The sequence below is a fragment of the Pseudomonas congelans genome (assembly GCF_900103225.1).
Lineage (GTDB): Bacteria > Pseudomonadota > Gammaproteobacteria > Pseudomonadales > Pseudomonadaceae > Aquipseudomonas > Aquipseudomonas congelans.
Genome location: NZ_FNJH01000001.1, coordinates 694,193 through 720,056, shown reverse-complemented (window position 1 = coordinate 720,056; position 25,864 = coordinate 694,193). Strand labels below are relative to the sequence as shown.

The following is a 25,864-nucleotide window of genomic DNA, read 5'->3' as shown; positions in this document are numbered from 1 at the left end:
GAGAGCCCTTCATGAAACTGAACAAAAACAATCTGTCCCGACTGGGCGCCGACATCGCCCTGCCCGCCTACACCGTCGACAGCACTCGCCAGGGCATTGCCCACATTGGCGTCGGCGGATTCCACCGGGCGCATCAGGCGTTTTACACCGATGCGCTGATGAACAGCGGCGAAGGCTTTGAATGGAGTATCTGCGGCGTGGGCCTGCGCCCCGAAGACAAGGCCGTGCGCGATGCACTGGCACAACAGGACTACCTGTACACGCTCTATGAACTCGGTGACACACCCGACACCCAAACCCGCATCATTGCGTCGATAAGCGGCATGCTCCTGGCCGAAGACAGCCCGCAAGCGCTGATCGACAAACTGGCCAGCCCGGACATCCGCATCGTCTCGCTGACCATTACCGAAGGCGGTTACTGCATCGACGACAGCAACGGTCAGTTCATGGCCCATCTGCCGCAGATCCAGCACGACCTGGCAAACCCGGATCAGCCAAAGACGGTATTCGGCTTCCTCTGCGCCGCGCTGGCCCGGCGCCGTGCGCAAGGCACACCGGCCTTTACCCTGATGTCCTGCGATAACCTGCCACACAACGGCGCAGTCACTCGCAAGGCACTGCTGGCATTTGCCACGTTGCGCGATGCCGACCTGCACGACTGGATCAAGGAAAACGTCAGCTTCCCCAATGCGATGGTGGATCGCATCACGCCGATGACCAGCGCAGCTCACCGACTGCAACTGGCGGACGACAAGCACATCGACGACGCCTGGCCGGTGGTCTGCGAACCGTTCGTGCAGTGGGTGCTGGAAGACAAGTTCGTCAATGGTCGCCCGGCGTGGGAAAAAGTCGGTGTGCAGTTCACCGACGACGTGACCCCTTATGAAGAGATGAAGATCAAACTGCTCAACGGCAGTCATCTTGCGCTGACCTACCTGGGCTTCCTCAAGGGTTATCGTTTTGTGCACGAGACCATGAATGACCCGCAATTTGTGAGCTATATCCGCGCCTACATGGACCTGGACGTCACCCCGCAACTGGCGTCGGTGCCAGGCATCGACCTGGAAGGTTACAAGGACACCCTGATCGAGCGCTTCTCCAATCAGGCGATTGCCGATCAGCTGGAACGGGTCTGCTCGGACGGATCGTCGAAATTTCCCAAGTTCACCATTCCGACGATCAATCGCCTGATCGTCGATCAGGGTAATCTCGCACGCGCCTCACTGGTGGTCGCCGCGTGGGCGTTGTATCTGAAAGGTGTCGACGAAAACGGCACGACTTACACAATTCCTGACCCGCGAGCCGAATTCTGCCAGGCGCTGGTGGCTGATGACGCTCTTATTACAGACCGTTTGTTGGCGGTAGAAGAAATCTTCGGCTCGGCCATTCCGCAATCCGCAGCCTTCGTGGCGGCCTTCAAGCAGAACCTCGATGATCTCCGCACACTGGGTGTGAGTGGCACACTGGAAAAGCTTTTGGCCGCCAGGGCCTGAGGGAATTCCCATGTTTCTTGGAATCGATTGCGGGACCCAGGGCACCAAGGTGCTGGTGCTCGATACCGAAAGCGGCAACGTGCTGGGCGAAGGCTCGGCGCCGCACAGCCTGATCAGCGACCATAACGGCCGCCGTGAACAGGACGTGCAGCAATGGCTGGACGCGCTGCAACAAGCGACGCGCGAGGCATTGGCAGCGTCGGGCGTTTCCGGCCAGCAGATTCAGGGCATCGGAGTCTCGGGCCAGCAACATGGCCTGGTGCTGCTTGATGCTCAGGGCGAGGTACTGCGCCCGGCCAAGCTGTGGTGTGACACCGAGTCGGCACCGGAAAACCAGCGCCTGCTGGACTACCTGGGTGGCGCGCAGGGTTCGCTGCAACGCCTTGGCCTGGTCATCGCCCCTGGCTATACCGTGTCGAAACTGTTGTGGACCAAGGAGCAATACCCGCAGCTGTTCGAGCGGATCGATAAGGTGCTGCTACCCCACGACTACCTCAACTACTGGCTGACCGGTCGCTGTTGCACCGAGTTTGGCGACGCATCGGGCACCGGTTACTTCAACGTGCGCACTCGCGAATGGGACCTGCCATTGCTCGCGCACATTGACCCGGCCGGTCGTCTGGGCAAGGCACTTCCACAGCTGTTGCAAGCGCACGAATCGGTGGGCGCACTGCGTCCCGAGGTCGCTGGACTGCTGGGCCTGAACCCTGACGCGCTGGTCTCCAGTGGCGGCGGCGACAACATGATGGGCGCGATCGGCACAGGCAATATCCAGCCAGGGCTGATTACCATGAGCCTGGGCTCTTCGGGCACGGTGTATGCCTACGCCGATGAGGCGCGGGTCAGCGAGCATGAGTCGGTCGCGACCTTCTGCTCATCCTCCGGCGGCTGGCTGCCGCTGATCTGCACCATGAACCTGACCAACGCGACGACTGCCATTCGCGAGTTGTTTGCCCTCGACATCGCCGGCTTCAACCAGGCAGTCGCCCAGGCTCCGATTGGCGCCGAAGGCGTACTGATGCTGCCCTTTCTGAACGGCGAACGCGTACCCGCCCTGCCCGACGCTACAGGCAGCATCGTCGGGCTGGACAGCACCAATCTGACCCAGGCCAACCTCGCCCGTGCCGTAGTCGAAGGCACGACCTTCGGCCTTCGCTACGGGCTGGACCTGCTGCGCGATAGCGGTATCAAAAGCGAAAAGATCCGTCTGATCGGCGGTGGCTCCAAAAGTGCCGTGTGGCGGCAGATCGTGGCCGACATCATGAACACACCGGTGATCTGCACCGACCACTCTGAAGCCGCTGCACTGGGCGCTGCCATTCAGGCGGCCTGGTGCTGGTCGCGCGCCAACGGCAAGACTGAGGACCTGCAGCAACTCTGCGAACGCTGCGTGAGTCTCGATCAAAGCAGTGAGACCCACTCTGTGGTGCATAATGTGGCCGCCTATCAGCAGGTCTATCAGCGCTATCAGGCGCAATTGCGCAAGGTTTGAAGCGTTTTTTCATGGAGCACTTATGTTTCTGGTTTGTGGCGAAGCACTGTTCGATATTTTCACCCGCGCGGATGACAGCGGTTCCCTGAACAGGTTGGGGTTTGATGCGATTGCCGGCGGCTCTCCGTTCAACGTTGCGATCGGTTTGCGCCGTCTGGGTGTGGAAGCAGGCTTCCTTGCCGGGCTGTCCACCGATTACCTGGGCCGCCGTCTGCGTGCTGTGCTGGAAAAGGAAACGGTCAATACCGATCACCTGATCGAATTCGACGCGCCCACCACACTGGCCATGGTCGCCGTGGGCAGCGATGGTTCGCCGACTTACAGCTTCCGGGGCGAAGGCTGCGCGGACCGTCAGTTGCGCCTGGAGCACCTGCCGGAACTCGGCGGAAAGGTACGCGGCATTCACGTCGGCTCGTTTTCACTGGTGGTGCAGCCGATTGCCGACACACTGTTGGCGCTGGTCGCCCGTGAAAGCAGCGCACGCCTGATCTCGCTGGACCCCAACGTGCGCCTCAACCCGGCACCGGACATTCAGCGCTGGCGCAGCCAGGTCGCAGCGTTCGCCGAGCATGCGCACCTGATCAAGGTCAGCGACGAAGACCTGCACCTGTTGTACCCGGACAGCGACCCACAAAAGATCGCCGAAGGCTGGCTCGGCAAACGTACCCAACTGGTCATCGTCACCCGCGGCACGCAAGGCGCCAGCGTCTTCACCCGCCAGCACGGCACCTGGTCGGTGCCCGCAAAAACCGTGGTCACCGCCGATACCGTCGGAGCCGGGGATACTTTTCAGGCGGCGCTGCTGACTTTCCTCAGCGAACGCCAGCTCGATACGCCACAAGGCCTGTCGACGCTGTCACGGGAAACACTGGACGAAATGCTGAATTTTGCCGTCGGCGCAGCCGCGCTGACCTGCACAAAGGTCGGCCCGGATCTGCCGTATCGGCATCAGTTGGGGCGAGAGGCTTAAACACTACCTCCATACACCCGCATGAACTGCGGTGTATGGACGATAGTCTTCGTGAGCAGGCTCACTCCCACCTATTAGTGGGAGTGAGCCGGGCGACGCTTCGCTTGCTCACGAAAAGGCCATCAAAGTCGTCGAGCAAACATCAGGCCACCATACCGGCCTTGATGCCTCTGATGCGGGTGTTGATGTCATCCGCAACGTCGTTCTGCTTGTCCTTGAGCGCGTCCTGAACCTTCTGGTCAATCGCCAGTTGGTCCTGAGGTGCCATGGCGTCGTAGTCTTTCTGGGTGATGCCAGTCAGCTTTTCGCGCACTTTCTCTTCGGCTGTCTGCTTCAGAGAGTCCATGAATTTCTGTTCTACCGAATCCGTCGATGCCGTGCCAGTGGTGCTGGTGGTGCCAGCCACTGAACCGATGACACCGTTGTCACGGTCAGCCGTCTTTTCCGACAGTGACGAATCACCGGCGGACTTCAGATTGATCATCATCCGTGCAAAGGATTCGTTGTAGCCGCTGTTGTCCTGCTTGCTGTCCTGCGATGTCGAACTGCTGGTCTGCGCGGTAACCGGTGCCGAACCTGATGTCAGGCCAGCGGCAGCGACCGAGCTGAAGGCGTCCTGGGACACCTCATCCACGGTCTTGCGCCCGACAACTGCCCGGGAAACAAGCTGCTCAAGCGCACTCGTGCCAATAATCATCTTTCACCTCCTGATGAACCTGTTGCGCAGGTTCAACAGCAAGTCCGATGCCAACTGTCGTATAAATCAACAACCTTTTGATTTTTAAGGATTAAGTTAAATACAGACAAATCGACCGCGTCAAAGAACGGATACATCCTGCCGTCTGCGGCAAGCGCTGGCCGAGTGTCAGCCTGCCGCACGACCGGTGTTGATATCCAGCAGTTCAATCGGTAGCGGCTCGGAAAAGTAGTAGCCCTGCGCCTGTGTGGCGCCGATCTCGCGCAGCAGCTCAAGCGTTTCACGGTCCTCGACCCCTTCGGCAACCACGGTCAGATCGAGGGATTCGGCCATGCGCACGATGGCACGCACAATAGCGCGGCTGCGCACACTGGAGGCCAGGCCGAAAATAAACGACTTGTCGATTTTCAATCCGCTGAAATGGTACTGGTGCACGTAGCTGAGCGAAGAGAAGCCCGCGCCGAAATCGTCCAGCATGACTGACATGCCGTGCTCGGCCAGGAGTTTCATTGACAGACGTGCCTGTTCGGGGTCGGCCACCATTGCACCTTCGGTGAGCTCCAGACACAGACGTTCAGGCGCAACATTGTGTTCGGCAAGCAGCGCCAGCACTTCCGCAGCAAATGCCGGACGGGTGATGCTGTAGCTCGAACAGTTCACATGCACGGGTGGCCAATGACCGTTCTCGGGTTGCGCTAGAATGGCAACCACACGCTTGAGCATGTAGAAATCCAGGCGGCCAATCAGGCGCAGTCCCTCGAGCGCAGGCAGAAAGCTCTCTGGCCCGACGATCCGTCCATCCGGCATACACCAGCGGATCAGCGCCTCGAACGCCAGCAGCTTTCCGCTATTGACGCAGATCACCGGCTGAAAATAGGGAATCAGCTGATCCGTACGTTTTAGCGCAGTGCGCAACGCACCCTCCTGCTCGACCTGATCCGACACCTCGCGACGCAACGCCTGATTGAACACCGCGAAGCTGTCCCGCCCACCGTTCTTGACCCGGTACATGGCGGTGTCGGCATCACGCAGCAGGTCAGCCGGCTCCTGATGGAAGCGGCTGTCGGCGCCCACCACACCGATACTGCAGGAAGAGAAAACGGTGTGATCATCGATCACGAACGGCTGCTCGAATGCAGTCAGTATGCGTTGGGCGATCTCCGTACCCGTCTGCAGCGGCGTGTCGATGCTCAACACTGCGAACTCGTCACCGCCAAGCCGCGCCAGAAGGTCCCGCTCGCGCATGCAACTGCGCAGGCGCTCGGCGGCCTGTACCAGAAGGATGTCACCGCAGTGATGGCCAAGGCTGTCATTGATCATCTTGAAGCGATCCAGATCGATGAACATGACGATCACTTGCTGGCCATTGCTGCAGAAGTCCTGCCATGCCTGCCGCAGACGATGTTGCAGATGGCTGCGATTGGGCAGCCCGGTCAGTGAGTCATGGGAGTTTTCGTGCTGCAGCCTGGCATTGGCCTGGTCCAGCTCCCGGGTCCGGTCTCGAACCCTGGCTTCAAGCAGAACATTGGCGGTGTGGATTGCCTCCGCCGCGCTGCGCCGGGACAGTGCCGTATCGATGTGGCGAGAAACGAAGGTCAGCAGCTCTTGATCGCGCAAGGTATAGCTGACGTCCCTGGAATAACTCTGCACCACCAGCACGCCGCGAACCTGTCCGCCGTCGAACAGCGGAATGCCCAGCCATGAAGAGCAACGACCGGATTGTCGCTGCACCTCGATCTCGCCAAGGCCTTCCAGCCTGCGGGCTTCCTCGTAATCGATCAGGCACGGTCGCCGCTGGCCTATCACATACTCGGTAAATCCCCGCTGCCCGCGTCGTGAGCGCGGCGGCGCCGGCTTGAACTCGTCAATGTAGTACGGAAAGGTCACTTCGCCCGTCGCACTGTCGTAAAGCGCGATGTAGAAATTGAGCGCCACCAGCAGCTCGCCGACGATCATGTGCAGGCTGCGGAAAAGTTCGTTCATGTCACCGGGCCGACTGGAAAGCTCGGCAATCTGGAACAGGGCATTCTGCAAATGCTCGGCGCGCTCGCGATCCCTGACCTCCTGACGCAACGCGTCGTTGGCTGCAGAAAGCTGTTGCGTGCGCAGGGCCACCACCTGCTCCAGGTCAGTTCGGCGCAGCTGCCGGTCCAGCGCCATCGCCACATGGCGCGACACGACGGCGAACAATGCACGATCCTGGGCACTGTAGACACGAGACACGTCGTAGACCTGCATCGCGACCATGCCGAACACTTGGTCCGATGCATTTTTCAAGGGCGCGCCCATCCAGAACTCGGGCCGACGTCCGACGCAGTAAAACCGGTTTTCGGCTTTGGCCAGTTCGATACAGCCGGCATCGAGAAACAAAGGCTGACCGCTGCTCAAGACATATCCGGTGAGCGACATTCGATCAGCGTCGATAAACTCGAACGCTTCCTGCGCCATTGCTTCGTCATCGAAACGGTCGATGTAATAAGGGTAGGTGATCTTGCCGCTTTGCCGGTCATACAGCGCAACGTAGAAGTTTTCGGCATCGATCAGGGTCCCGAGTTGCTCATGAATGCCTTGCAGAAAAGGACCGCGGTCCAGCGTAGAGCTGGCCAGCAGGCTGATTTCATAGAGCACCCGTTGAGTGTTCTGCGCCCGGATCAACGCCGCAGTCTGCAACAGCGAGCCCAGCCTGACGGCCAGATCCACCAGCAAGGGGTGGTCTTTTTCCGTCATCGGTGCCAACACCCAACCCAGCACGCCCTCGCCCTGCCCCGCGACCCGGCAATGCAGCTGCAGTTGAGCGCAATAAGCCTCGAAATCCTCAGCCGCGATATGTACCGGCCAGACAACGCTGTCGTCGCCTTGCCCGAGCAGGCATTTCTGCTCCCCAGCGGCGTATGCGGCCCAGGCAATGGCTCCTGTCTGCTCTTTTACGGCGTTGATGAGTGCTTCTATGGAGACGTGACAGGAGAATCGGTCGCGATTGGCTGGCAACGCGCTGCCGGGGGTACGCGAGGTGCAGGCTACGCTTGGGCAAAGGCCCTTGGCCAGAAGTGAGACTGTCATGGAAACACCCAGATGCATGAGCCAACGGCGGTCATCCTTACAACCATGACCAAAGATTACAAGCGTGACCGGGCATTGTTGCAAAGTTCATACCTTTTTGGCAGACCCTTCGACTTCCCGATGACGCTTGTGTGACGCAGGGCACTACACGGCGGCCACATGTGTCAGATTCAGGTGCACTGCCAGACAGCAAGGCCAATGAGCGAGGCTCGGCTATGCTGTCGTACGGCGTTACACTTATCCCCATTGAACAGGTGACAGTAATGGTCAAGACATACAGCTACGCAGCGCAATCGGCTCAGGACATTCTCAAGCCGCATGAATTCGAACGCCGCTCGCCCGGGGCTGACGACGTCCAGATCGATATCCTTTACTGCGGTGTGTGCCACTCGGATCTGCATACTGCGCGCAATGAATGGCACAACACTCTCTATCCTTCTGTCCCGGGTCACGAAATCGTCGGTCGGGTGACGGCGGTAGGCTCCGACGTCAAGCAGTTCAAGGTCGGCGACCTGGCTGGCGTCGGCTGCATGGTCGACAGCTGCCAGCAATGTACCTCATGCGCCGAGGGCGACGAGCAATATTGCGAGAGCGGCTTCACCGGAACCTACAATGGCCCGGTATTCGGCGGCGAGAACACATTCGGCGGCTACTCCGACAAGATCGTGGTCAAGGAAAAGTTCGTCTTGCGCATCTCTCATAATGCCAACCTGGCCGCCGTGGCGCCGCTGTTGTGTGCAGGCATCACCACCTATTCCCCCTTGCGCCACTGGAAGGTCGGCCCCGGCAAGAAAGTGGGCATTGTCGGGCTTGGCGGTCTCGGCCACATGGGCGTCAAGATCGCCCACGCCATGGGTGCCCATGTGGTGCTGTTCACCACCTCCCCCAACAAGCGCGAAGACGGCTTGCGTCTGGGCGCCGATGAAGTGGTCGTATCCAGGGACGCGGCACAAATGGCCGCTCAGGCCAACAGCCTGGACTTTATCCTCAATACAGTGGCAGCGCCGCATGATCTGGACGCCTTTCTGTCTCTCCTCAAGCGCGACGGCACCATGACGCTGGTCGGCGCGCCGGCAGAGCCACACCCGTCACCGGCGGTGTTCAACCTGATCTTCAAACGCCGCAGCCTGGCTGGCTCGTTGATCGGAGGCATCCAGGAAACCCAGGAAATGCTGGATTTCTGCGCCGAGCACGGCATCGTTTCCGACATCGAAATGATCAACATGCAGGACATCAACGAGGCTTACGAGCGGATGCTCAAGGGCGACGTCAAGTATCGCTTCGTCATCGACATGGACAGCCTCAAGCAAGAAGCGGCTGCCGACTCGAACGCTGCCTGATGCGCACCCGGCCAAGGATGGCTGCGACGCCCGGATATGCCGTACGTCGCCCCCGGTGAACCGATCGCCATCAATCCCTCACTGATGTCCATACTTCAGTAGCAGGACGCTGGCTGCAGACATCGGCACTGCCACCTGCTGTGCAACTCGCTCAGTCCGTTTCACTCTGCGGTCTGAGCATCGCGCCCTTAAATATGAACTATTTATTACATTTTGGTGACTACTACTGACTGTCCTTGAGTCTCAAGTTCACGCAGTCCTTGCAGATACTCATGTCAACGGACGTTTAACAGGTGAACGGATTATGAAACAACGAGCGACAGTCATCTGCAAACGTGACGGCCAGGTCCTCTACGTGCGCAAACCGAAATCCCGCTGGGCGCTGCCCGGCGGCAAGATAGAAGCAGGCGAAACGCCCTTCCAGGCCGCAGTGCGTGAACTGTGCGAGGAGACAGGGCTTACTGACCTTGATCTTCTGTACCTTGCCGTGTACGAGAAGGATCAGGTTACCCATTATGTTTTCACCGCTCAGGTTCCAGCCTCCAGCGAGCCATCGCCGCAGAACGAAATTGCCGCCTGCAAGTGGCTTGCGCCGCAGAAACTTGACGACCTGAAAGCCAGCAGCGCGACCAAGACCATCGTCAAGTCCTATGCCAGCGAGCCCCAGAACGCTCCCGGCGTCCAGAGCAACGTCACAGGGTAAACGGGACAATCGGGTTGAACGGTATGGCCTGATTCTGTTCTGAGACATCAGACGGTTCATTACTTTCTTCCCCGTCTCAGGAGACCCTTATGACTCAGACCGCCCTGGTTGTTGGCGCAAGTGGCATTGTCGGCAGCGCAATCACGCAGTTGTTGCTGGAAAACGATTGGCAGGTTGCCGCCCTCTCCCGTAGCCCGTCAGCGCGGCCCGGTGTGATCCCGGTAGCTGCAGACTTGCAGAACCCGGAGTCCGTGCGTGCGGCTCTGGCTGATTTGAAGCCCACCCACGTTTTCATCACTACATGGTCGCGTCAGGCCACCGAAGCAGAAAATATCCGCGTCAATGCTGCGATGGTGCGCAATGTGCTGGACGCTGTGCGTCCTGCCGGCAGCGTTCAGCATGTCGCGCTGGTGACTGGCCTCAAACATTACCTTGGCCCGTTTGAAGCGTATGGCAAAGGCACCCTGCCGCAAACGCCGTTCAGGGAATCGCAGGCGCGCCTGGATATCGAGAACTTCTACTACGCCCAGGAAGACGAAGTCTTCGCTGCCGCCGAGAAGGACGGCTTTACCTGGAGCGTCCATCGCCCGCATACCGTGACCGGTGTCGCCGTCGGTAACGCGATGAACATGGCGACGACCCTGGCGGTCTACGCTTCGATCTGTAAAGCCACCGGCCGACCTTTCGTATTCCCGGGCTCACGCGTGCAGTGGGACAGCCTGACCGACATGACCGATGCGCGTCAGTTGGCCCGCCAGCAACTGTGGGCCGCGACCACACCTGCCGCCGCCAATCAGGCGTTCAACATCACCAACGGCGATGTTTTTCGCTGGAGCTGGATGTGGGGACAGATCGCTGAATACTTCGGCTTGCAGCCAGCCGACTTCCCGAGCGAGCCAGCACCGCTGGAAACGCAGATGGCCAACGATCAGGCAATCTGGACTGATATCGTTCGCGAGCATCAGCTCAAGGAAAGTGACATCAACCGTTTGATTTCGCCATGGCACAGCGATGCCGACCTTGGCCGTCCGATCGAGGTGGTCACTGACATGTCGAAAAGTCGCAAACTGGGCTTTACCGCGTTTCAGGCCAGTGACGATGCGTTCTTCGACGTGTTTGAAAAGCTGCGTCGTGACCGCCTGATTCCCTGAGGCAACTTGCCCTCTCGTGCCAATGCTTGCGTTGGCACGAGAGCTGGCACAGGCTACCGGTAAAGCGAGCGCAACAAAAAAGGGTCAACCTCTCGGTTGACCCTTTTTTTACCGCCCAGCAGAGCGGATTTTGTTTGGTAGGCGCGATTGGACTCGAACCAACGACCCCCACCATGTCAAGGTGGTGCTCTAACCAACTGAGCTACGTGCCTGCTGTGGGTCGGCATTCTACGGATATTCGAATGCCTGTCAAATTCTTTTTTGCAGTAACTCTATGAATACGCGAATTTTTTACCCGAAGGTTCGACGCGCAAACAAAAAAGGGCCACCCTCTCGGCTGACCCTTTTCTTACCGCCCAGCAGAGCGGATTTTGTCTGGTAGGCGCGATTGGACTCGAACCAACGACCCCCACCATGTCAAGGTGGTGCTCTAACCAACTGAGCTACGTGCCTGCTGTGGGTCGGCATTCTACGGATATGCGAATACCTGTCAATCTGTTTTTTTGCTAACCCTATGAAATACAGCGTTTTTTGCCAATCGACGGGCAATGACTCTTTGCGCCTGCTGCTGGCAGAGCCTTTATATCTCGGGTACGATTGCCGCCATCGTCAAGAATATTAAACGGAGTCTCAGGATGGCAAACACGCCCTACCCGCAGTCCTATTATGCGGCTTCAGCCAATGCTGCCCCGGACCGTCCGGCGTTGCAGGGTGAAGTCGAAACTGACGTGTGTGTCATCGGAGCCGGTTACACAGGCTTGTCCAGCGCTCTGTTCCTGCTGGAAAACGGATTTCGGGTCACGGTGCTGGAGGCGGCCAAGGTCGGCTTCGGCGCATCGGGCCGTAATGGCGGGCAGATCGTCAACAGCTACAGCCGCGACATTGATGTCATCGAGAGAACCGTGGGACCACGCCAGGCGCAATTGCTCGGGCAGATGGCCTTCGAAGGCGCCTCCATCATTCGCGATCGGGTTTCCCGTTACGGCATTCAGTGCGATCTGAAAGACGGCGGTGTATTTGCTGCGCTGACCAGCAAGCAACTGGCGCATCTCGAGGCCCAGCAGCGGCTCTGGGAGCGCTACGGGCATACCGGCCTCGAGCTGATGGACAAGCGCCGGATCAATGAAGTCGTGGCCTGTGATCAGTACATCGGCGGCTTGCTGGACATGACCGGCGGGCATATTCATCCACTTAACCTCGCACTGGGTGAAGCCGCGGCCGTTGAAACGCTGGGCGGAACCATTTACGAGCAGTCGGCGGCGATTCGCATCGAACGCGGGGCAAATCCTGTGGTGCATACGGCGCAAGGCAGGGTTCGGGCCAAGTTCATTATCGTGGCCGGCAATGCCTATCTGGGCAATCTGGTCCCGGAGCTGGCGGCCAAGTCGATGCCGTGCGGCACTCAGGTCATCACCACCGAGCCGTTGAGCGACGAACTGGCCAAGACACTTCTGCCGCAGGATTACTGTGTCGAAGACTGTAATTACCTGCTGGATTACTACCGTCTCAGCGCCGACAAGCGCCTGATCTTCGGCGGCGGTGTGGTGTACGGCGCCAGAGATCCCGCGAATATCGAAGCCATCATCCGGCCGAAAATGCTCAAGGCGTTTCCGCAGCTCAAGGACGTGAAAATCGACTATGCGTGGACCGGCAACTTCCTGCTGACCCTGTCTCGTCTGCCCCAGGTTGGACGACTGGGCGACAACATCTATTACTCGCAGGGCTGCAGCGGACACGGTGTGACCTACACCCACCTGGCCGGCAAGGTGCTGGCTGAGGCGCTGCGCGGTCAGGCAGAACGTTTCGATGCGTTTGCCGACCTGCCCCACTACCCGTTCCCCGGCGGACAGATGCTGCGCACACCGCTGACTGCGCTGGGCGCGTGGTATTACAGCCTGCGTGACCGACTCGGTTTCTAAGTCGGCTGAACGTAAAACGGCACCATAATCGGTGCCGTTTTTGTTCCTGCCGCGTTGATTTCATTTAACGCCGCGTGCCAGCGTTCTTTTCGCCTCACCCGCCGCCTGCTCCTGCCCTGATGTCGATAACGCTTCGGCCGCCTGCAACCAGCGCTGCGCATCGACGTTGGCCGGCAACTGCCGGGGCGACTGAATCAGTACCGCCCAACTGCCCGCGTCTTTCCAGGCCGACGCGAAGCTGCTGAAACTCATTGAGTAGCGACGATCCATGCCTGCGCTGAGCAGCACGGTCTCTTTGATCCGGTTATAGCCGATCAACACCGCATAACGAGGCCCTTTCCACAGTGCAGAGCCCTGGGCAAAACGCAGCATCACCGGATAGCCCGCCGAGACCTGGGTCAGCAGGTCCTGTAGCTGGCCATCAAGCGGGTACACCATGAAACCGTATTCACGCGCGACCTTCTGCATGTTCTGCTCGAGCCGCTCCTCGGCACCCGGCAGTTGCAACGGCTTGTCGAGCAAACCGGGCGTCGTCTGCACCTGCTGGTTAGCCAGCATGCTTGCCAGAACCATCGGCCCGCTTTGATAGGCATTACCCCGGAAGAACGGCACCGACGTCAGCTCGACCCGGTCCGGAAGGCGTTTGATCTCCGGCGTAACCATCGACGAACAACCGGCAAGGCTCATCAGCAAGGCCACAATCAGCCCTGAACGCAGCGTACCGGGAATACCGGTAAAGAAAGAAACCGACAGCATGTGCACCCACTTCAACTGTTGTCGGGCAACCCGCGACCCGACCTGGACAGCGATGATAGAGCCGACAGGGTTTCGGGTATAGCAGCGCGGCGCCTCGACCAGCGGGATGGCGAAAATAATTCATAGCCCGATGCCACTGGTCAATTAACCGAAACATGCCCCGTACTAAACTGTCAGTTATCAAGACCGCAACAAAAAGCAGGATGTGGAGGCACTTATGAGCCTGGAATTGACAATAGTGATGCTGATCGCTTCGTGGCTCGCCGTCGCCAGCGCGATGCTGTGGGGGGTGATGCGCGTATCCCGTCGCCATCATCAGCCGCGCAGCGTCGAGCCGCGTGCGGCACAACAGGCTGTACTTGCAAAGCACATCAAGCCCCCCGCTGTAGCAGCCAGCTGATTTATAGGGGTATGAGCAGCGTGTAGCTGATCTGCCCTCCTCAGCACATTTGCCAGCACCGTGAATGCAAAAGGTCGACCCTGTTGCCAGGGTCGACCTTTTTTACAACTTCGCCAGTTATCAGTGCGTGGACACCTGGGTAACGGCTTTCTTGCGTCTTGCCCTGCGTACCAGCATGTTCAAGGCTTCAACGGCTGCCGAGAAGGCCATCGCCGCGTAGATGTAGCCCTTGGGCACATGGGCGCCAAAACCTTCGGCGATCAGCGTCATACCGATCATGATCAGGAAGCCCAGTGCCAGCATGACCACCGTCGGGTTGTCGTTGATGAACTTTGCCAACGGGTTGGCTGCGACAAGCATCACCACGACAGCAGAGATTACCGCGATAACCATGATCGGCAGGTGTTCGGTCATACCCACGGCAGTGATGATACTGTCGATGGAGAACACCAGGTCCAGCATCAGGATCTGTACGATCGCCGCACTCATGCTCAACATCACCACCGAACCCAGGGCTTTCTCTTCCTCGGTCTTGATGTCCATGCTGTGGTGAATTTCCGTGGTTGCCTTCCAGACCAGGAACAGGCCACCGGCAATCAGGATCATGTCTTTCCATGAGAACGCCTGACCGAACACCTCGAAAACCGGCTCTGTCAGTTGCACGATGTACGCAACGGTACTGAGCAGACCCAGGCGCATCACCAGCGCCATGCCGATACCCAGCTTGCGAGCCTTCTCGCGCTGATGCTCAGGCAGCTTGTTGGTGAGAATCGAGATGAAAATCAGGTTATCGATGCCCAGTACGACTTCCATCACCACCAGTGTCGCCAGCGCGATCCAGGCTGCCGGACTTGTCGCGAGTTCCAATAGGTATTCCATAGATCACTGCCCTGCCTGCGCCAATAGTTGTAAGTCAGATTTCTTTATCAGACGTGTTTTCGGTTTCAGCCGAGTTTGGTGGTGGTTCCTGCAACGAAAGTTCCTGCCTGGCCTCGTCCAGTGCCTGGGTCGCGGCTTTATGAGTGTCATCGACCACCTGTTTTGAACTGTCAGCGGCGGCGTTCACCACATGCTTGGTGGAAGACTCTAGCTGATCGCATCCCGTGACCACCAGCAGCGAACCGCTCAGTAATACAGCGTAAAGGACTTTGTTCATGGGCTCCTCAATCAGTGAAACCGGGCGGCATGTTCAGCCCGGCGTTGGAGCGGATTCTAGACAGCTTGAAACATAAGGAAAATTCGATTTTATAAGGCATATACTTCGGTTTTACCGAATCGGCAGAAAATATGCTCAATTACCGCCAGCTTCACTACTTCTGGGTCGTGGCCAAGACCGGCAGCATCGTGCGCGCCTGCGAACAGCTGAATCTGACCGCGCAGACCGTCAGCGGGCAGATCAGCCTGCTTGAGGCGTCACTGGGGGTCGATCTGTTCCAGCGCGTCGGTCGGCAACTGGAAATGACCGAAGCAGGTCGCCTCGCCCTGCCCTACGCCGAACAAATGTTCCAGCTCGGCAATGACCTGGAAAACCTGCTGCGCTCACAGCCGGATGAACAGCAATTGCTGTTGCGCATCGGCGTGGCCGACGTAGTGCCCAAATCCATCGTCTACCGCTTGATCGCTCCGACCATGACGCTGGATGAGTCCATTCGCATCACCTGTCGCGAGGACAAACTGGAGCGACTCCTGGCAGACCTGGCAATCCAGCGTCTGGATCTGGTGATTTCCGACAGCCCCATGCCGCCACACCTGGACATCAAGGGCTATAGCCAGAAGCTGGGAGAATGCGGGGTCAGTTTTTTCGCCACGCGTGAAATGGCGGAGCGTATCGGCACGGATTTTCCGCAGTGCATGCACGGCGCACCCTTGCTGATTCCGGGTCAGGAAACCGTGGTTCGCGGCAGACTGATGCGCTGGTTTGCCGAACAGAGCATTCAGCCGCGCATCATTGGCGAATTCGATGACAGCGCGCTGATGAAGGCGTTTGGCAAATCCGGCAGCGGCGTGTTCGTGGCGCCCAGCGTGATCGCCGATGAAGTGGAGGACCAGTATGGCGTACAAGTGATTGGTCATACGGACGCGGTGACCGAATCGTTCTACGCCATTACCGTCGAGCGCAAGGTCAGGCACCCCGGCGTTGTCGCCATTGCCGAAAGTGCCCGGAACCAACTGTTTACCGATGCGGGCTAAGCCGGGAGCGGACCCGGATCACGCTTGATCAACAGCAGTGCCAGCACAATCGCAAGCACGATGATGCCCGCGGCGGCAAAACCGACGTTGCCCAGCCCCAGGTGATCGATGACCCTGCCGCCGATCACCGCGCCGATGCCGATGCCGAGGTTGGCACCGGCTATGTTCAGTGACGCCGCGAACGCTGGCGCTTGCGGCGCGGCCTTGATCAACCGTACATGACTGACCAGGAACAAGGCCGCCTGGGTGATCCCCCAGACCGCCAGCGCGAGAGGCAAGGCCACCACCGAGTTGATGCTCGGCACCACCGCGACCATGCCGACCACCATGAATGCGCAGAACACCAGGCTGGCAATCAACGGATGGCGATCGACCATGCGCCCACCCAGGGAGTTGCCCAGCAAGCCGACAGCGCCAAAGCCCATCAGGCACCAGCCCACTAGTGTGCCGTCGAAACCGGCAAGACGTTCGAGCATGTCCGCCAGGTAGGTATATGCCGTGAACATGCCGCTGAACACCAGCACCGAGAGCAGCACGTGCCCCTGCATCATCCGGCTGCGCAAGATGCCGAACTGTTTGAGAATCGATACCGGGTTCTTCTTGGCAGCCGTCTTCGGCAGATAGACCGTCAGCAACAGCGCCTTGGCGAACGCCAGAACCGCCAGCACCAGAAAGGCCGTGCGCCAGCCGAATGCGTCGGAGATCAGGGTACCGATGGGAATGCCGAACACCGTAGCGCAAACGATGCCGAATCCGATCCTGGCAATCGCCCGGCCCGCAAACTGCGGACCGACAATGTCCACGGCGGTCTCGCTGGCCAGCGCCCAGAATACCGGCAACCCCAACGCGGGAATCAGCCGGGCGATACCCATCACGGCGATATTGGGCGCCAGCGCCGCCAGAACATTCGAAAAGCCGAACAGCACCAGGATGCTGACAAACAGGCGCTTGCGCTCGAAGCGCGAAAAATAGGCGGTCAGAAAAGGACCAAAGGCGGCGACGGTGAACGCAAACAGCGTCACCAGCAGCCCTGCCTGGGAGACCGTGACATTCAGGTCGCGGGCAACGGCTGGCAAAAGACCGACGATAACGAATTCTGTGGTCAGCACGGTAAACCCGGCGGCTGACAGCAGAAGTATGGGCAACAACATGAATACTCCAGAACAACAATACAGCCCGCTGCAACAGCGCGGCCTGCGGGAGGGAAATTAAAGCGGCTTGAAGATGACTGTCATGCCAATGCTGCGCATTGGCATGCATTTCGTGAGGTAAAACCCGAAACCAGGGCTGACACTCCGACAATTCTCGTTCCCACGCTCCGGGTGGTAATGCATTTCGTGACGCTCTGCGTCACCTTGCAGCCATGTTGCATCATTCAATCCGGCCCGAGATACAGGCAGCAGCAAAACCTGAGACTCCTATGCGCTGGATACCGCGCAAGGCTGCAGATTTGTGACGCGTAGCGTCACCCAATGCGTGCAAACGCGGAGCATTGGCGCGATAGGCGCGCTGAGCACTCATCGCTATACATGAGTCTTGTGGGAGCGAGCCTGCTCGCGAAGACGGCGCGTCAGTCGATGCATTTTCCACGACCATACCGACCCTTCGCGAACAAGCGAAGCGTCGCCCGGCTCGCTCCCACGGCCTCCAGGCAGAATCAAAAGCTGACGTGTGTAACGATGAGCACGCAGCATGGGGCGAGACTATCAGCGAGGCTTCAGCCCCACACGTGCTTTAGAACTTGCCCATGAAATCACGCTTGCCGATTTCAACGCCGTTATGGCGCAGCAGATCGTAGGCGGTCGTGACGTGAAAGAAGAACTGCGGCAGGGCGTAGCTGAGCAGATAGGCCTGACCGTTCAGGCGTTTCTCCTTCTCAGTGCCGGGACGCAGGACGATTTCGATGCCTTCCTTGCCGTCGACCTGATCAGGGGTGATGCTGCCGATGAACGCGAGTGTCTTGGCAAGCAGTGCCTGCAACTCGGCAAAGGTGGTTTCGGTGTCATCGTATTGCGGGATCTCGACGCCTGCCAGCCGCGCCGAGGCACCCTTGGCAAAGTCGACAGCGATCTGCACCTGACGGGTAAACGGCAACATGTCCGGGAACAGACGCGCCTGCAGCAAGGCTGGCGGCTGAATTTTCTTCTCGGTCGCGTAGGCTTCGGCTTTGGTCAGAACGTCGCTCAGCGCGTTGAGCATCTGCTGAAAGACAGGAATGGAAGCGGCGTACAGGGAAATAGACATGACATATCCTGATTGAGAAAGGCGCAATTATAGACCCACATGACGCCAAACGCCGTGACACTTTTCAGCGTCTCTGCAGATCCGTGCAGCAGACACTGGCAATAATTTCCGCCACGCCCTACGCTGATCCACCGCCATCACTCAGGGAAGCGTCATGTCCATCGAATCGTCCTCCACCGAATCTTCCCCGAATGCCGAGGCGTTACAACTCAACGGCACCGAAGTGCGCATTCTGGGCTGCCTGATCGAGAAACAGGCAACCAACCCGGAAACCTACCCGCTTACCCTCAATGCACTGGTGACCGCCTGCAACCAGAAGACCAGTCGCGACCCGGTCATGAACCTCACCCAGGGCCAGGTCGGTCAGAGCCTGCGAGCCCTGGAAGGCCGCGGTCTGACACGGCTGGTCATGGGCAGTCGCGCCGATCGCTGGGAGCACAGGGTCGACAAGGGACTCGAGCTGGTCCCGGCGCAGGTGATACTCACTGGCCTGTTGCTGCTGCGCGGGCCGCAGACCGTCAACGAACTGCTGACCCGCAGTAACCGCATGCACGATTTCGAGGACAGCGAGCAGGTCGTCCACCAGCTGGAACGTCTGATCGCCAGAGGCCTGGCGATGCTCGTGCCGCGTCAGCCGGGTCAGCGCGAAGACCGTTACATGCACCTGCTGGGCGACCCGGAATCCCTGCATGAGTTGCTTGCCGCTCGCCAGCAGGCACCGGAGCGACATTCGGCAAGCCCGGCGGCCAGCCAGCGTATCGATGAGCTGGAGGCACGTGTCGCGGCCCTTGAAGAACGTCTGGCCAGGCTGGAGCACACCGAGGAGTAACGTGCCCCGTCCGACCTGCCGGGCTAGCCGGCTCTGGCAAAGGCTGCCGCCTGCTGATACTGCTCGTCGGTCGGGCGCACCCCGGTATAGAGCACAAACTGCTCCAATGCCTGGATCGCCGCCACTTCATCACCACTCACCACGCGCTTGCCCAGGCGACGTGCAGCCTGGATCAGCGGCGTGTCGGCGGGGGTAGCCACCACGTCGAAAATTGTTTCAGCGGCGTCGATGGCTTGCAGATCAAACGACAGCTCGTCAGCTTGTGCACCCTGCATGCCCAACGGCGTGACGTTGACCAGCAAGGGTGGCCGCGCTTCGCCCAGCTCCGCCTGCCAGCGAAAGCCGCACGCCTCTGCCAGACGCCGACCGGCCTGCTCGTTGCGGGCCACGATCAGACCCTCGGTGAAACCCGCATCACGCAGCGCGAACGCAACGGCCTTGGCCATCCCCCCGCTTCCACGCAGGGCAAACGCGCTGCGCGGTACCGCGTGGTTCTCCATCAGTTGAGCGACGGCGATGTAATCGGTGTTGAACGCCTTCAGATGCCCGTCGGTATTGACGATGGTATTGATCGACTGGATAGCGGCAGCCGAGGCGTCCAGCTCGTCGACCAGTTCGATGCAGGCCTCCTTGAAAGGCATCGAAACCGCGCTACCACGAATCCCCAGCGAGCGTATGCCGGCCACTGCGCCGGCAAGGTCATTGGGCGCAAAAGTCTTGTAATAGAAGTTCAAGCCCAACTGCTGGTAAAGATGATTATGGAAGCGCACACCAAAGTTGCCGGGACGGGCGGCCATGGACATGCACAATAATGTCTCCCTGTTAGCAGTGACGGGCATCGGTGTTTCCTCCAGACTGTAATGGCTTGAATCTTCGACAAAAGCGTATGCTACGCACCAGTGAACGCGAGGACATACGCCGCACACCTTACATAAAATTTACTCAGCACTTTCGCAGATTCTTACAATTTCGATGTCATAGTGTTATCCCGTGGCAGTGCTTGAGAATGATGCAGGCGCGCGACAACGGGTTGAGAGCGAGGAACAGTCATGATTCGTCAAATCCCCAAGATCGCCTTGTTTGTAGGTGCCCTGGCCCTTGCTGGCCAGGCGAATGCTGACCGTGGCTGGGGTGGCCCTGCCGTGGTAGGTGCTATCGTTGGCGCTGCCGTTGTCGGGGCGGCGGTGTCTTCAGGTCGCGACAGAACGGTGTACGTCGAGCGCGAGCCGGTGTATGTGCAGCAGCGCCCGGTCTACTACGCGCCGCCACCGGTCTATTACCAGCCGGCCCCGGTCTATCAGGTCGTCGAGCGCTATCCACCGCCTCCACCGCCTGGCTACTACCATCATTATTACGGGCCACCACCAGGCCCTGGCTATTACTACGGTCCGCCACGCGGCCGCTGGTAACAGAACAAAAAACCCGCCTTTTCAGGCGGGTTTTTTGTTGGTGTGCTCACACTATGGGCTGCCAATGCAATGCGCCAGACCCTCGTTGTTATCAATGACCACTATTGAGAGCGTCGATTTCTGCCTTGCCTGCTTGCCCTCTACAGTAGCGCCATGGATTGAGGAGGCACTTATGACCAAGGTACACATCATGTCCGTCGTCGGCAGCGCAGTTCCAGCCCCGCTCAGAGAGCGCGGCCTGTTGGCCTGCTGGTACCTGATTCAGGATGGCGAACCCGTCAGCGGCCCGCTCGCGTCACTGCCTGTTGCAGAGGCCCTGTCGCGGCAAATGCAGTGCCAGCCCCTCAACAGCTGACTTCTTCTGCAAACCTCGTGCGTTGCTCCGCACATCCCTTGCCCGCCTCATTGTAGGCGGGCTTTTTTTGGCGCGGAAGACGCCGGTGACGAGACTCAGCCGCGCTCGGCCATGGCTGCATTGACCTGACAGCGATGGGTCAGTTTCTGCAGACGTTTCTCCAGCGCCATGAACACCACTCGATCGGTACGGCCACTGTCGAGTTCATCGATCAGGTCATTGGCGACCTGACGCAACTCGTAAGCCAGTACCACGCGGTCATCGTTCAGGTCCTGTTTATGCGACTCGAACAGGCGATGCAGGTAATCCTGCAAGGTGTATTTCAGACTATGCCGGTCACTGGCCCGCAGATGGGTCAGGTTGAGGCTGATGCGGCCCTGCAGTTCGCTCAGCTCGCCGCACAGGTACTGCATGCGCCGCGCGTAGCCCACTTCCCGGTCACGTATCTGCTTGTGCGCCAGTTCCGCTTCCTGCTTGCGCTGGATGGCCGGTACTGCCACGGCGGCCATCAGCCCGACAATCAGACCAATCGCCTGCATCCAGCCTGCCCAGTCACTCGGGCGTGAGGTAAAGCCGACACCCAGCAGCAGAATGACAATCAATGACGCGATGATCACCAGTACTGCGTAATCCTTGCTGACAAACCCCTTGAGCATTGCATGACTCCTGAATCAGTGACCTGAATGGCATGGAATGCTAATCGGTGCGGGCCTTGTGCACCACGAATATTCAATTGGCATGCGGTTTTTGGCAGGTTCAAGAGCAGAAAGCGACTTAACAGCAACTTAATGAACCATCGATTGCATGATTTATTGCTCAAACGCCCAGCCCAGCCCATCGACATACAGCAAAGTCTGCTCATAAAATGCAGCGTTTTGACGCGATCCCTTCCATTTACCACCTTTTATCGAGTGAGCCTTGCTCTTGAAAATCCGTCTGTCTCTTTTGGGCCTATTATTTGTACTTACCGGCCCGGTGCTTTCTACCCCTACGCTGGCAAACGAACCTTCGGTTCTGAACCGTGATCCTTCCAACCTGCACCTCGCCTCGGGCAGCGCAATGGTCATCGACCTGCAGACCGACAAGGTGCTGTATTCCAGCAACCCGGATGTGATTGTGCCGATTGCCTCGGTCACCAAGCTGATGACCGCGATGGTCGTGCTGGATGCCAAGCAGCCGATGGACGAAGTCATTCCGGTGAACATTTCCCAGACACCGGAAATGAAAGGCGTGTTCTCCCGAGTCAAACTCGGCAGTGAAATGAACCGCCGCGACATGTTGCTGATCACCCTGATGTCGTCGGAAAACCGCGCGGCGGCAAGCCTGGCGCACAGCTATCCCGGCGGCTATCCGGCGTTCATTCTGGCGATGAACGCCAAGGCCAAGGCGCTGGGCATGAAGCACACGGCTTACGTCGAACCTACCGGTCTGTCGGTGTACAACGTGTCGACTGCGCGTGACCTCACCAAGCTGGTGATGGCAGCGCGCAAATACCCGCTGCTCAGTGAACTGAGCACCACCGAGCAGAAGACCGTGACCTTCCGCAAACCGACCTACACCCTCGGTTTCAGCAACACCGATCATCTGGTGCGCAAGGACAATTGGGACATCAAGCTGACCAAGACCGGCTTTACCAATCAGGCCGGTCACTGCCTGGTGCTGCTGACCAGTATGGCCAACCGCCCGGTTTCAGTGGTGATTCTCGATGCTTTCGGCAAATACACACACTTCGCCGATGCCAGCCGCATACGCAAGTGGATGGAAACCGGCCAGAGTGGCCCGGCCCCGGAAGTGGCTCTGCAGTACAAGAAGGAAAAGAATCTGGTCATGAGACAGACCGGTATTCAAGCCAAAGACTGATTGACGCAGGCAACGAGAAACGGTCGCGATGCTTGCACATCGCGACCGTTTTTATTTACCCGCGCGACACTCAGTTGTATTGAGTGACCAGTTTGGTATTCAGGTAGGCCTCAATGGCCTCGGTGCCGCCTTCGGAGCCGTAACCGGAATCCTTGATACCGCCGAACGGCACTTCCGGCAAGCCGATGCCCTGATGGTTGATCGACAGCATGCCCGCTTCGATATAGGTGCTCAGTGCCTGAGCGGTCTTCATCGACGTGGTGAATGCGTAGGATGCCAGCCCGAACGGCACTCGGTTGGATTCGGCAATCGCCTCCTCTACCGTGTCGAACGGCACCAGCAGCGCGACAGGGCCGAAAGGCTCCTCATTCATGATGCGCATTTGCGGTTTCAGACCGCTCAACACGGTCGGTTCGAAGAAATAGCCCGGCCCTTCGACAGACTTGCCGCCGGCAGCCAGTGTCGCGCCGCCACGCACCGCATCATCGATCAGATCGACCAGCGCCGGAATACGTCGGTCATTGGCCACCGGGCCCATGGTGGTGCCCGCCTCCAGACCGTTGCCGACCTTGATCTCGCGGGTCAGACCGACGAATTTCTCGGTGAACGCATCCAGTACCTTGCGCTGCACCAGAATCCGCGTGGGCGACACGCAGACCTGCCCGGCGTTACGGAACTTGGCGGTGGCCAGTACGCGAGCGGCGAGGTCGATATCCGCATCGTCGAACACCAGCGCCGGTGCATGACCACCCAGCTCCATGGTCGCCCGCTTCATGTGCTTGCCAGCCAGTGCGGCCAGTTGCTTGCCGACCGGGGTGGAGCCGGTGAACGTGACCTTGCGAATGACCGGATGCGGGATCAGGTAACCGGAAATTTCTGCCGGATCACCGTAGACCAGACCAATGACGCCGGCTGGAACACCGGCATCGGCGAAGGCGCGAATCAATTCGGCAGGCGACGCTGGCGTTTCTTCCGGAGCCTTGACGATGATCGAGCAGCCCGCGGCCAGCGCCGAGGACAACTTGCGCACCACCTGGTTGATCGGGAAATTCCACGGTGTGAATGCGGCGACCGGGCCGACCGGCTCCTTGATGACTTTCTGCTCGATGGACACGCCACGCGATGGCACGATACGGCCATAGCTGCGACGCCCTTCCTCAGCCAGCCAGTCGATGATGTCAGCCGCCGACAGGGTTTCCATGCGCGCTTCGGCGAGTGGCTTGCCCTGCTCCTGCGTCATGATTCGAGCGATGCTGTCCGCGCGCTCACGAATCAGGTTCGCCGCTTTCTGCATCAGCTTGTAGCGATCATAAGCCGAGGTCGCGCGCCAGGTGGCAAAGCCACGCTCGGCCGCCGCCAGCGCTTCGTCAAGGTCGGCAATACCGGCATGCGCCACAGTGCCCAGCGCCTCGCCCGTCGCCGGGTTGATGACCGACAGGGTGCGATTGTCGCGGCTCGAGCGCCACTGGCCATCGATATAAAGCTGTACGTCTGGATACATGAAAGTTTTCTCCATAAGTCGCTGAAAGGAACGCTGTGGCCGATGCATCAGACTCGCTGATCAGCGCCAGCCATCGGCAAAGGTGCGTCGAGATCGTGATTGCCGCCCATGGCCTCGTACTTCTTGCGCAAGGCCCTGAGGTCTTTTTGAGTGAAGTCGTCGAGGTTCAGCAACGAGTTCTGCGCATCCTTGGTGACGCGCAATAGCTCGTCGATTTTCAGGTGCAAAACATCGTTGTCGCGGTTCTGCGTATTCTGGATCAGAAAGACCATCAGGAAGGTAATGATGGTCGTCGAGGTATTGATGATCAACTGCCAGGTATCGTTATAGTGAAACCATGGGCCTGTGAAAGCCCAGAGGCAGATCAGTACGACGGCTGATGCAAAGGTGGACGGGCTGCCTGCCCATTTTGAAAGAGACTGTGAAAACCTGGAGAACTTCATTAATGACTGCCTGAACACGGGGTGTGTTACATGGACACCGGCAGCGCCTTGAAATTTCTTGCAACAGTTTGGTCTGTCCAGCCCGACGACAGTTTCAAGGCCATAGCGGTGCACCGGAAAGAGCGTGCAAAACACAAACGGCGCCTGTGAGGGCGCCGTTTCGGCTGCACAAGACTGCGTTTACAGAATCGGCTTGCCGCCGGTCACGGCATAGCGCGAGCCGGAGATGTAACTGGCTTCGTCCGAGGCCAGCAGCACATAGATCGGCGAAACTTCCACAGGCTGCCCTGGGCGCCCCAGCGGTGTCTCGCTGCCGAAGCTTTTCACGTCTTCGTCGGTCATGGTCGCCGGGATCAGCGGCGTCCAGATCGGACCGGGAGCAACGCTGTTGACGCGGATGCCCTTGTCGCCCAACAACTGCGCCAGACCGCCGGTGAAGTTGGCAATCGCACCCTTGGTGGTCGCATACGCCAGCAGCGTCGGCTTGGGCATGTCCGAATTGACCGAACTGGTATTGATGATCGAGCCGCCCCGCGGCATATGTGGAACCGCAGCCTTGCAGATACGAAACATCGCCGTGATGTTGATATCGAAAGTCTTGACCCACTCTTCGTCGGAGATGTCGTCCAGCGTTTCATGGGTCATCTGGAATGCAGCGTTGTTGACCAGCACATCGATGCGACCAAATTCTGCAACGGTCTTGCTCACGATGTCTTCGCATTGCTGCTTCTGCGCCAGGTCGCCCGGCAACAGCAGGCATTTGCGACCCGCCTCCTCGACCCAGCGCTTGGTTTCTTGCGCGTCCTCATGCTCGTTCAAGTATGAGATCGCGACCTGCGCGCCTTCACGTGCGAAGGCGATCGCGACGGCGCGGCCGATGCCGCTGTCAGCGCCGGTGATCAGAGCAATCTTGCCCTGCAGACGTCCAGAGCCCTTGTAGCTTTTTTCACCGCAATCGGGATAGGGATCCATCTTGCCCTGCATGCCTGGAACGTCCTGCGGCTGACTGGCAAATGGCGGCTTTGGGTATTCTTCGTTCATTTGAATAAATC

25 protein-coding genes and 2 tRNA genes are annotated in these 25,864 nt (G+C 59.1%); 13 read left to right on the top strand and 14 right to left on the bottom strand.

From position 1 onward, the window contains the following. The first annotated feature begins 11 nt into the window (after window positions 1-11). From BLR20_RS03170 to BLR20_RS03160, 3 genes are read left to right on the top strand one after another with little or no spacing between them, the layout of a single operon-like run. The gene (locus BLR20_RS03170; protein WP_054992856.1) at window positions 12-1,493 is read left to right on the top strand and encodes a mannitol dehydrogenase family protein; all 1,482 of its coding nucleotides are present in this window, start codon (window positions 12-14) and stop codon (window positions 1,491-1,493) included. A gap of 10 nt (window positions 1,494-1,503) precedes the next feature. Further along, window positions 1,504-2,985 (top strand): xylulokinase, encoded by a 1,482-nt coding sequence (gene xylB, locus BLR20_RS03165; protein WP_054992857.1) that lies wholly within the window; start codon window positions 1,504-1,506, stop codon window positions 2,983-2,985. Window positions 2,986-3,007: 22 nt separating this feature from the next. Next, entirely contained in the window at window positions 3,008-3,955 is a 948-nt protein-coding gene (locus BLR20_RS03160) for a carbohydrate kinase family protein (protein ID WP_010433774.1), read from the top strand. Window positions 3,956-4,097: 142 nt separating this feature from the next. Here BLR20_RS03160 and BLR20_RS03155 read toward each other — a convergent pair whose 3' ends face one another. Together BLR20_RS03155 and BLR20_RS03150 are read right to left on the bottom strand one after the other, a co-directional pair. Next, a complete protein-coding gene (locus BLR20_RS03155) occupies window positions 4,098-4,652 on the bottom strand; it encodes a hypothetical protein (protein ID WP_010433772.1) in 555 nt (184 codons plus the stop codon). Between the two features lie 168 nt (window positions 4,653-4,820). Further along, entirely contained in the window at window positions 4,821-7,730 is a 2,910-nt protein-coding gene (locus tag BLR20_RS03150; RefSeq protein ID WP_074594378.1) for a bifunctional diguanylate cyclase/phosphodiesterase, read from the bottom strand. Window positions 7,731-7,975: 245 nt separating this feature from the next. Between BLR20_RS03150 and BLR20_RS03145 the strand changes: the two genes are divergently transcribed. From BLR20_RS03145 to BLR20_RS03135, 3 genes are all read left to right on the top strand, one after another. Beyond that, the gene (locus BLR20_RS03145; RefSeq protein ID WP_054992858.1) at window positions 7,976-9,052 is read left to right on the top strand and encodes an NAD(P)-dependent alcohol dehydrogenase; all 1,077 of its coding nucleotides are present in this window, start codon (window positions 7,976-7,978) and stop codon (window positions 9,050-9,052) included. Between the two features lie 304 nt (window positions 9,053-9,356). Continuing rightward, complete coding sequence (locus BLR20_RS03140) at window positions 9,357-9,755, top strand: NUDIX hydrolase (RefSeq protein WP_010433765.1); 399 nt, start codon at window positions 9,357-9,359, stop codon at window positions 9,753-9,755. Window positions 9,756-9,844: 89 nt separating this feature from the next. Then, on the top strand, window positions 9,845-10,906 hold the full coding sequence (locus BLR20_RS03135) for an SDR family oxidoreductase (RefSeq protein ID WP_010433763.1): 1,062 nt from the start codon (window positions 9,845-9,847) through the stop codon (window positions 10,904-10,906). Between the two features lie 135 nt (window positions 10,907-11,041). Here the strand turns inward: BLR20_RS03135 and BLR20_RS03130 are convergent. Both BLR20_RS03130 and BLR20_RS03125 read right to left on the bottom strand, forming a co-directional pair. Then, a tRNA-Val gene (locus BLR20_RS03130) sits at window positions 11,042-11,118 on the bottom strand. A 164-nt stretch (window positions 11,119-11,282) separates the two neighbouring features. After that, window positions 11,283-11,359 (bottom strand) — tRNA-Val (locus BLR20_RS03125). Between the two features lie 182 nt (window positions 11,360-11,541). On the opposite strand from BLR20_RS03125, the gene BLR20_RS03120 reads away from it, so the two are divergent. After that, window positions 11,542-12,825, top strand: a complete 1,284-nt coding sequence (locus BLR20_RS03120; RefSeq protein WP_054992859.1) for an NAD(P)/FAD-dependent oxidoreductase — start codon at window positions 11,542-11,544, stop codon at window positions 12,823-12,825. A gap of 60 nt (window positions 12,826-12,885) precedes the next feature. Here BLR20_RS03120 and BLR20_RS03115 read toward each other — a convergent pair whose 3' ends face one another. Beyond that, window positions 12,886-13,581 carry a hypothetical protein gene (locus BLR20_RS03115; RefSeq protein ID WP_054992860.1) on the bottom strand — a complete coding sequence of 232 codons (696 nt, stop codon included), beginning with the start codon at window positions 13,579-13,581 and terminating at the stop codon, window positions 12,886-12,888. Window positions 13,582-13,798: 217 nt separating this feature from the next. Between BLR20_RS03115 and BLR20_RS03110 the strand changes: the two genes are divergently transcribed. Further along, the gene (locus tag BLR20_RS03110) at window positions 13,799-13,981 is read left to right on the top strand and encodes a hypothetical protein (RefSeq protein WP_010429991.1); all 183 of its coding nucleotides are present in this window, start codon (window positions 13,799-13,801) and stop codon (window positions 13,979-13,981) included. A 120-nt stretch (window positions 13,982-14,101) separates the two neighbouring features. Here the strand turns inward: BLR20_RS03110 and BLR20_RS03105 are convergent, their stop codons facing one another. Next, window positions 14,102-14,860 carry a TerC family protein gene (locus BLR20_RS03105; RefSeq protein ID WP_010429990.1) on the bottom strand — a complete coding sequence of 253 codons (759 nt, stop codon included), beginning with the start codon at window positions 14,858-14,860 and terminating at the stop codon, window positions 14,102-14,104. 34 nt (window positions 14,861-14,894) lie between these two features. Next, the gene (locus BLR20_RS03100; protein WP_054992861.1) at window positions 14,895-15,137 is read right to left on the bottom strand and encodes a hypothetical protein; all 243 of its coding nucleotides are present in this window, start codon (window positions 15,135-15,137) and stop codon (window positions 14,895-14,897) included. Window positions 15,138-15,268: 131 nt separating this feature from the next. On the opposite strand from BLR20_RS03100, the gene nhaR reads away from it, so the two are divergent. Continuing rightward, entirely contained in the window at window positions 15,269-16,171 is a 903-nt protein-coding gene (gene nhaR / locus BLR20_RS03095) for a transcriptional activator NhaR (protein ID WP_032613976.1), read from the top strand. Here the strand turns inward: nhaR and BLR20_RS03090 are convergent. Both BLR20_RS03090 and BLR20_RS03085 read right to left on the bottom strand, forming a co-directional pair. Then, complete coding sequence (locus BLR20_RS03090; protein WP_054992862.1) at window positions 16,168-17,322, bottom strand: MFS transporter; 1,155 nt, start codon at window positions 17,320-17,322, stop codon at window positions 16,168-16,170. The two genes, nhaR and BLR20_RS03090, sit on opposite strands and share 4 nt — an antisense overlap. A gap of 583 nt (window positions 17,323-17,905) precedes the next feature. Then, window positions 17,906-18,415, bottom strand: coding sequence for a DUF1993 domain-containing protein (locus tag BLR20_RS03085; RefSeq protein WP_003369297.1), 510 nt, complete (start codon window positions 18,413-18,415; stop codon window positions 17,906-17,908). Between the two features lie 154 nt (window positions 18,416-18,569). Between BLR20_RS03085 and BLR20_RS03080 the strand changes: the two genes are divergently transcribed. After that, window positions 18,570-19,244, top strand: coding sequence for a YceH family protein (locus tag BLR20_RS03080; protein ID WP_010429980.1), 675 nt, complete (start codon window positions 18,570-18,572; stop codon window positions 19,242-19,244). A 23-nt stretch (window positions 19,245-19,267) separates the two neighbouring features. Here BLR20_RS03080 and BLR20_RS03075 read toward each other — a convergent pair whose 3' ends face one another. Beyond that, on the bottom strand, window positions 19,268-20,083 hold the full coding sequence (locus BLR20_RS03075; protein WP_010429978.1) for a shikimate 5-dehydrogenase: 816 nt from the start codon (window positions 20,081-20,083) through the stop codon (window positions 19,268-19,270). 210 nt (window positions 20,084-20,293) lie between these two features. On the opposite strand from BLR20_RS03075, the gene BLR20_RS03070 reads away from it, so the two are divergent. Both BLR20_RS03070 and BLR20_RS03065 read left to right on the top strand, forming a co-directional pair. Continuing rightward, a complete protein-coding gene (locus tag BLR20_RS03070) occupies window positions 20,294-20,653 on the top strand; it encodes a hypothetical protein (RefSeq protein WP_003318019.1) in 360 nt (119 codons plus the stop codon). 172 nt (window positions 20,654-20,825) lie between these two features. After that, the gene (locus BLR20_RS03065; protein ID WP_016982074.1) at window positions 20,826-21,008 is read left to right on the top strand and encodes a hypothetical protein; all 183 of its coding nucleotides are present in this window, start codon (window positions 20,826-20,828) and stop codon (window positions 21,006-21,008) included. A 95-nt stretch (window positions 21,009-21,103) separates the two neighbouring features. On the opposite strand, the gene BLR20_RS03060 is transcribed toward BLR20_RS03065, so the two are convergent. Further along, on the bottom strand, window positions 21,104-21,664 hold the full coding sequence (locus BLR20_RS03060) for a hypothetical protein (RefSeq protein WP_010429975.1): 561 nt from the start codon (window positions 21,662-21,664) through the stop codon (window positions 21,104-21,106). A gap of 268 nt (window positions 21,665-21,932) precedes the next feature. Here BLR20_RS03060 and pbpG point away from each other — a divergent pair, with 268 nt between their 5' ends. Next, a complete protein-coding gene (gene pbpG, locus BLR20_RS03055; protein WP_010429974.1) occupies window positions 21,933-22,868 on the top strand; it encodes a D-alanyl-D-alanine endopeptidase in 936 nt (311 codons plus the stop codon). A 70-nt stretch (window positions 22,869-22,938) separates the two neighbouring features. Here the strand turns inward: pbpG and BLR20_RS03050 are convergent, their stop codons facing one another. The 3 genes from BLR20_RS03050 to BLR20_RS03040 all read right to left on the bottom strand — a co-directional run bounded on the left by BLR20_RS03050 (window position 22,939) and on the right by BLR20_RS03040 (window position 25,853). Beyond that, window positions 22,939-24,369 carry an NAD-dependent succinate-semialdehyde dehydrogenase gene (locus BLR20_RS03050; RefSeq protein ID WP_032613968.1) on the bottom strand — a complete coding sequence of 477 codons (1,431 nt, stop codon included), beginning with the start codon at window positions 24,367-24,369 and terminating at the stop codon, window positions 22,939-22,941. Window positions 24,370-24,416: 47 nt separating this feature from the next. Further along, entirely contained in the window at window positions 24,417-24,812 is a 396-nt protein-coding gene (locus tag BLR20_RS03045; protein ID WP_010429972.1) for a low affinity iron permease family protein, read from the bottom strand. A 180-nt stretch (window positions 24,813-24,992) separates the two neighbouring features. Continuing rightward, window positions 24,993-25,853 (bottom strand): SDR family oxidoreductase, encoded by an 861-nt coding sequence (locus tag BLR20_RS03040; RefSeq protein ID WP_010429971.1) that lies wholly within the window; start codon window positions 25,851-25,853, stop codon window positions 24,993-24,995. Window positions 25,854-25,864 lie beyond the last annotated feature (11 nt).

What these genes read in the sequence shown, in the direction of transcription:
- BLR20_RS03145 (WP_054992858.1), top strand. Translation starts at nt 7,976, where the DNA reads ATGGTCAAGACATACAGCTACGCAGCGCAATCGGCTCAGGACATTCTC.
- BLR20_RS03135 (WP_010433763.1), top strand. Translation starts at nt 9,845, where the DNA reads ATGACTCAGACCGCCCTGGTTGTTGGCGCAAGTGGCATTGTCGGCAGC.
- BLR20_RS03040 (WP_010429971.1), bottom strand. Translation starts at nt 25,853, where the DNA reads ATGAACGAAGAATACCCAAAGCCGCCATTTGCCAGTCAGCCGCAGGAC.
- BLR20_RS03100 (WP_054992861.1), bottom strand. Translation starts at nt 15,137, where the DNA reads ATGAACAAAGTCCTTTACGCTGTATTACTGAGCGGTTCGCTGCTGGTG.
- BLR20_RS03060 (WP_010429975.1), bottom strand. Translation starts at nt 21,664, where the DNA reads ATGCTCAAGGGGTTTGTCAGCAAGGATTACGCAGTACTGGTGATCATC.
- BLR20_RS03160 (WP_010433774.1), top strand. Translation starts at nt 3,008, where the DNA reads ATGTTTCTGGTTTGTGGCGAAGCACTGTTCGATATTTTCACCCGCGCG.
- BLR20_RS03080 (WP_010429980.1), top strand. Translation starts at nt 18,570, where the DNA reads ATGTCCATCGAATCGTCCTCCACCGAATCTTCCCCGAATGCCGAGGCG.
- BLR20_RS03115 (WP_054992860.1), bottom strand. Translation starts at nt 13,581, where the DNA reads ATGCTGTCGGTTTCTTTCTTTACCGGTATTCCCGGTACGCTGCGTTCA.
- BLR20_RS03110 (WP_010429991.1), top strand. Translation starts at nt 13,799, where the DNA reads ATGAGCCTGGAATTGACAATAGTGATGCTGATCGCTTCGTGGCTCGCC.
- BLR20_RS03120 (WP_054992859.1), top strand. Translation starts at nt 11,542, where the DNA reads ATGGCAAACACGCCCTACCCGCAGTCCTATTATGCGGCTTCAGCCAAT.
- BLR20_RS03105 (WP_010429990.1), bottom strand. Translation starts at nt 14,860, where the DNA reads ATGGAATACCTATTGGAACTCGCGACAAGTCCGGCAGCCTGGATCGCG.
- BLR20_RS03050 (WP_032613968.1), bottom strand. Translation starts at nt 24,369, where the DNA reads ATGTATCCAGACGTACAGCTTTATATCGATGGCCAGTGGCGCTCGAGC.
- BLR20_RS03075 (WP_010429978.1), bottom strand. Translation starts at nt 20,083, where the DNA reads ATGCCCGTCACTGCTAACAGGGAGACATTATTGTGCATGTCCATGGCC.
- BLR20_RS03150 (WP_074594378.1), bottom strand. Translation starts at nt 7,730, where the DNA reads ATGCATCTGGGTGTTTCCATGACAGTCTCACTTCTGGCCAAGGGCCTT.
- BLR20_RS03065 (WP_016982074.1), top strand. Translation starts at nt 20,826, where the DNA reads ATGACCAAGGTACACATCATGTCCGTCGTCGGCAGCGCAGTTCCAGCC.
- nhaR (WP_032613976.1), top strand. Translation starts at nt 15,269, where the DNA reads ATGCTCAATTACCGCCAGCTTCACTACTTCTGGGTCGTGGCCAAGACC.
- BLR20_RS03045 (WP_010429972.1), bottom strand. Translation starts at nt 24,812, where the DNA reads ATGAAGTTCTCCAGGTTTTCACAGTCTCTTTCAAAATGGGCAGGCAGC.
- xylB (WP_054992857.1), top strand. Translation starts at nt 1,504, where the DNA reads ATGTTTCTTGGAATCGATTGCGGGACCCAGGGCACCAAGGTGCTGGTG.
- BLR20_RS03155 (WP_010433772.1), bottom strand. Translation starts at nt 4,652, where the DNA reads ATGATTATTGGCACGAGTGCGCTTGAGCAGCTTGTTTCCCGGGCAGTT.
- BLR20_RS03140 (WP_010433765.1), top strand. Translation starts at nt 9,357, where the DNA reads ATGAAACAACGAGCGACAGTCATCTGCAAACGTGACGGCCAGGTCCTC.
- BLR20_RS03090 (WP_054992862.1), bottom strand. Translation starts at nt 17,322, where the DNA reads ATGTTGTTGCCCATACTTCTGCTGTCAGCCGCCGGGTTTACCGTGCTG.
- BLR20_RS03085 (WP_003369297.1), bottom strand. Translation starts at nt 18,415, where the DNA reads ATGTCTATTTCCCTGTACGCCGCTTCCATTCCTGTCTTTCAGCAGATG.
- BLR20_RS03070 (WP_003318019.1), top strand. Translation starts at nt 20,294, where the DNA reads ATGATTCGTCAAATCCCCAAGATCGCCTTGTTTGTAGGTGCCCTGGCC.
- BLR20_RS03170 (WP_054992856.1), top strand. Translation starts at nt 12, where the DNA reads ATGAAACTGAACAAAAACAATCTGTCCCGACTGGGCGCCGACATCGCC.